This is a genomic window from Daejeonella sp. (assembly GCF_049655485.1).
Lineage (GTDB): Bacteria > Bacteroidota > Bacteroidia > Sphingobacteriales > Sphingobacteriaceae > Daejeonella.
In genome coordinates, this window is record NZ_JBASJU010000199.1 from 1 (window position 1) to 5,153 (window position 5,153).

Annotated in this window: 4 protein-coding genes; 2 read left to right on the top strand and 2 right to left on the bottom strand. The window is 41.0% G+C overall.

The window, feature by feature from the left end:
* Positions 1–581: 581 nt before the first annotated feature.
* A complete protein-coding gene (locus tag WBJ10_RS08610) occupies positions 582–1,841 on the bottom strand; it encodes a PQQ-dependent sugar dehydrogenase (protein ID WP_424289315.1) in 1,260 nt (419 codons plus the stop codon).
* 341 nt (positions 1,842–2,182) lie between these two features.
* On the opposite strand from WBJ10_RS08610, the gene WBJ10_RS08615 reads away from it, so the two are divergent.
* Positions 2,183–2,410, top strand: a complete 228-nt coding sequence (locus WBJ10_RS08615) for a hypothetical protein (protein ID WP_424289317.1) — start codon at positions 2,183–2,185, stop codon at positions 2,408–2,410.
* Between the two features lie 401 nt (positions 2,411–2,811).
* Here WBJ10_RS08615 and WBJ10_RS08620 read toward each other — a convergent pair whose 3' ends face one another.
* Positions 2,812–3,003, bottom strand: coding sequence for a hypothetical protein (locus WBJ10_RS08620; protein WP_424289319.1), 192 nt, complete (start codon positions 3,001–3,003; stop codon positions 2,812–2,814).
* A gap of 158 nt (positions 3,004–3,161) precedes the next feature.
* On the opposite strand from WBJ10_RS08620, the gene WBJ10_RS08625 reads away from it, so the two are divergent.
* Positions 3,162–5,153: M16 family metallopeptidase (locus tag WBJ10_RS08625; RefSeq protein WP_424289321.1), on the top strand; the 1,992-nt coding region annotated here is incomplete at its 3' end.

Below are 5,153 nucleotides of genomic sequence, written 5' to 3' on the forward strand. Positions count from 1 at the left end.
CCTGCGCATGGAGACATCCCCGCTGAGAAATAAGAAAACAAAACCAATTGACCTTCAAACTATAACGATAAGAGTGAATGAACACATCAATTCATACCGGTAGCGGGAAGCAGATGGCTACCGAATACGAAAAAGACGAAAATCTCCAGGTGGTCTTTGCATTAACGACCCTTGAAGACAATTGCTAATAGGTTTGGATATTCTTCCCGCTGCCATATTTGAAACCTTGGTTTTAAGCAATTAGACGCAACAAAACTTCTAAATCATCGATAAAATGTTTGGAAATTTGTATCGTCCTGAGTACTGCACGGGAAAGTGACTTTAAACAGTCAACTTTCCCGTTTTTATTTTGGTCTAATTTGCTAAGTCTTGCCGCTTCGTTAATCCTACCGGTTCGATGTCGTGTTTGCTTCTGAATCGGCTGCTTTGCAGATGTGAAATAGTGAGTTTAACCGGAGAGGGTTTCCGATTACAAAACCGACAAAGTTTGGTTCCACTTTTCGACTCATTCATTAATTATGAGTAACTATTGCGAACGGAAAATATAGAACGGTGAATTTATAATCAAACTCCTAAAAGCATCATTTACTGGTTTTGTCTGAATATGTAATCCTGAAGATAGCACCCTTCAAATCATCCGATACGTATAAAGAACCGTCAGGTCCCTGAGCTAATCCCATAGGACGATACTTAAGAGGACCGGCTGGTTTATCCAGATCCACACCTGCAAAATTATCTGCAAAAATTTCCCAGTCCCCCGAAGGCACCCCATTCACGAATGGTACGAAAGCCACCATATATCCTTTTTTCAGTTCAGCGGATTTAGCATGGAAAACGATGAATGCTCCATTCTTATATCTTTTCGGAAACATACTGCCTGTATAAAACAATAAATCATTTGGCCCAAGATGTGCCGGAAAAGCAACAACCGGATCGATGAATTTCTTGTCACCCGTTATTTTTCCATCTCCGCCATATTCAGGAGCCAGTATTTTTTTCTTCTGAATATGGTCATAGTAGACAAATGGCCATCCTGCATCTGCTCCCTGACGCAATTCATATAGTGTTTCGGCGGGCAATTCTGCGCTTTGTTTAGCGGTATAATACTGAGGAAACTTATCATCAATAGTACGACCATGATGAGTTGCAAATAGGGATTTTGTACTGCTGTTCCAGTCAATTCCAACAGCATTTTTCAACCCTCTCGCAAAATGAACCGCATCCCCATAGCTTTGATTAAGTTTATCAGCTTTAAACTTCCATATTCCGCCTACCGAATCTAAAAGTGGGCAACCGGGAATTCCCTTTTCGGAATTAGTCTCCCTACACGCATCAGAATAAGAACCAATGGTTACATATAGATTATTTTCATCGTCTATAGCGATTGATTTGGAATTATCCCGTTTTTTATCCACCAGTCCCTGAACAATTATTTCAGGTTTATCAGGAGCAATCACCTCCCCTTTATCGTTCAATTTATACCTGAATACACCAGAATTAGAAGTTGAATAGAGATATTGGTTTTTGATTTTGATACCAGTGCCGGCATAATCTCCAAAAGTCGTCTTCTTATCAATTATGCCATCATGGTTTATATCATTCAGGAAGTAAATTCCTTTTCCGTCTTTCAATGCACTTAATTTCACATAAATATCACCCTGTTTGTTGACCTCCAAATGCCTTACACGCCCGAGAGAGTCGGCAACAATTATAGCAGAAAAACCGGATGGAAGCTTTAGGTCAGCTTTATAATGGTATTTATTATTACTTGAAAATGATAAGGTGGTAAAGCCGGCAATTGCAAGTAAAAAGAAGACCCCACAAAGAAGTATTTTATACATGGAAGTTCGTTTAGAATATTATTATTTAGTTAATTTATTGATTTGGTCCTTTACCATTTAATTCTTTATAAATAAAACAGCAAATTGAGCTATTAAATATGTTATTATCTGTTTATTAACCTGTGCAAACTCTAGTGAGAGGCCTCATTTATTCGTTAACTCTACTGTATTGCTGGCCGCGGCGATGACAAGCTCTAGTTTACAAGTATATAAAAAATTAATAAAAGTGCATTCTCCATATTCATGTTCAAGGATGCCAAAATGCAAACCGTTGTTTTGCCGGATAATGTTTTGTTTGAAGGGGTGCGGGAGAAGAGATCAGAAAACAGTTATCTTTGCATATGGAAGAACCATTCGACATTTTTATAGGATCAACAACTTATTCCGTATTCCCGGAAGAAGATAACTCCTTTACCATTTTCAAAGAAGGCAAAGAATACGTCCGCATTCAAAAGGATACAGAGGGCATTTGGTTGAAACTCGATTATGAAAGCGACCTCCCAATTTTTGATGAGGATCCTGAGGTTAATGAAATTGGAGGTCAGATCAGTCTGTATCAGCCCGAATAATGCTGTTGCATTTTATATGAGCTGCAGGTATTTTTACAACAGTCCAAACACTAATGATGCTAACAAACATACCTGCGTTATAAGTAAGATTTTATTCATCCAGGGATTGGACTGAGCGAAACCTATAATGCTTAAAATCGTCAGTACTATAAATACGATGCTGTAATAATTTGAAGAAATGTCGGCTGGTAAAAATGTATCATATTACTTCTTTCGAGCCTCGTGATCATTATGCTTATAAAATACTATGATCCAAGTCCCAATAAACAGCAAGTTTAAAGCAAGGGAAAAATAACTGAGCTAATGAAGTAGACGTTTCATGAGCATCCATATACCTATTGAGTCGAATAACCCCAAGCAATTGTTTCAATATAAATGACTTGTAAAAACCGCTTAAAATTCTACAACCTCCGCTCCGCGTCAATATTACTTTCAATCTCTGCCATTTCCCCCCTGAGCCGCTCCAACTCCTCCACCAGATCAATCTTTAATTGGGACTGGTCGTTAGGAGAACCGCTGGCCAGTTCATTCAACAAATCTAACATCAATCTCAACCGTTCTTTCCTTGCTATCAATGATCGAAGTGTAGTCATGCGAATCGTGTGACATTTAAAATGCCAGAAAGCACGTTTCAAACGAAATAGGTGTTAATTCGAAGTGAAACGGGTAATAATACTAATACCGGGTACGATGCTCACTAGGAAATTTGAACCCAAAGGATTAATTTGCCTGATCCAATTATAAAATCAATATGATAAAAAAATTAAGACTCTGCATGTTGCTGCTTGCATTCCTGGGTATCCAGCTGCAAGCACAAACCATCAAACCATCTGGTCAGACAAAACTGGTTGAAAAAGTTACCCGCAAAGGGAGTGAGCTGCTTATTCCCTACGAAAAATATGTACTGCCCAATGGTTTAACTGTCGTTGTTCATGAAGATCATTCCGATCCAATTGTTCACGTGGACGTAACCTACCATGTAGGTTCGGCTCGGGAAGAAGTAGGGAAATCAGGTTTTGCCCACTTTTTTGAGCACATGATGTTCCAGGGGTCGGATAATGTGGCCGACGAGGCGCACTTTAAAATCATCTCTGAAGCGGGAGGAACTTTAAATGGAAGTACAAACCGCGACCGGACGAATTATTACCAAACTATGCCAAGCAACCAGCTCGAAACAGCTTTGTGGCTTGAGGCCGACCGGATGGGATTCCTTCTGGATGCGGTAACGCAGAAGAAATTTGAGATCCAGCGTTCGACTGTCAAAAATGAAAGAGGTCAGAATTATGACAACCGCCCTTACGGTCTGGTATATGAGAAAGCTTCGGCAGCTTTGTACCCTTATGGCCATCCTTACTCATGGACGACAATCGGCTACCTGGAAGATTTAAACCGGGGTAGTTTAGATGATTTGAAGAATTTCTTCCTGCGCTGGTACGGTCCTAATAACGCAACCCTAACGGTTGGGGGTGATGTAACTCCTGCACAGGTGGTAAAACTTGCTGAGAAGTATTTTGGGTCTATTCCAAGAGGGCCGGAAGTGCAGAATATGAAATTGCCTATGCCGGTTCTTAACAAAGATCGTTACATCTCTTACGAGGACAACGTCCGTTTCCCAATGCTGCAAATGACTTTTCCTTCAGCACCACGATATTCACAAGATGAAGTGGCAATGGACCTTCTTGCGGAAATTATCGGACAAGGAAAAAATTCAATTCTTTACAAAAATCTGGTAAAAACACAGAAAGCTGTACAGGCAAGTGCATCGAACCCTACTTCGGAGTTAGGCGGTGAATTCTCAATCACGGTATTGCCTTTCCCAACTCAGACTCTTGCTGAAATGGAAAAGCTGGTTAGGGAAGCGCTTGTGGAATTTGAGAAAACTGGTGTATCTGATGATGCGCTTACGCGATTCAAAGTATCATATGAGACCAGTGAAATCAATAGCTTGTCGAGTGTAGCAGGTAAAACGTCGGCTTTGGCGGCTTATCAGACATTCACTGGCAACCCAAACTATCTGCCAATCGAACTGAAGAGACATAATGCGGTAACCAAGGAAGATGTGATGCGGGTGTACAATAAGTACATTAAAGGCAAGCATGCGGTTATATTAAGTGTGGTGCCGAAAGGAAAACCAGAAATGATAGCAAGTGCCGATAATTATACGGTGGATGCAAGTGGTTATATGGCTCCAAAAGATCAGTATAGCGGACTTAAGTACGAGAAAGCAAAAGATAATTTTGACCGTTCACAACGTCCTGCAGCAGGTGCAAACCCTGTGGTTAAGGTACCGGCATATTGGACCGCCAAAACAAGCAATGGGGTACGGATCATCGGCGCGAAAAACGATGAAGTACCTACGGCGACCCTTTTGATGTCAGTTAGAGGCGGACATAAACTTGAAGCCAAGGATCCTGGTAAAGCAGGAATATCATCTCTTACTGCAGCCATGCTTAACGAAGCTTCCGAGAAGTATTCGGCAGAAGAGATCAGCAGCCAGCTCCAAAAATTAGGATCATCCATTACATTCTACAGTGGTGCTGATCGTATGAATATCCAGGTGCAGTCACTGGCAAAAAACCTTGACGGGACTCTGGCTCTGCTTGAGGAACGCATGATGCACCCGCGTTTCGACCAGGCTGATTTCGACCGTTTGAAGAAACAGACACTGGAGTCGATCGCTAATCAAAGTACCCAGGCTCCGGTTGTTGCTTCCAATGTATACAATAAATTATTATACGGGGAA

What these genes read in the sequence shown, in the direction of transcription:
- WBJ10_RS08615 (WP_424289317.1), top strand. Translation starts at nt 2,183, where the DNA reads ATGGAAGAACCATTCGACATTTTTATAGGATCAACAACTTATTCCGTA.
- WBJ10_RS08610 (WP_424289315.1), bottom strand. Translation starts at nt 1,841, where the DNA reads ATGTATAAAATACTTCTTTGTGGGGTCTTCTTTTTACTTGCAATTGCC.
- WBJ10_RS08620 (WP_424289319.1), bottom strand. Translation starts at nt 3,003, where the DNA reads ATGACTACACTTCGATCATTGATAGCAAGGAAAGAACGGTTGAGATTG.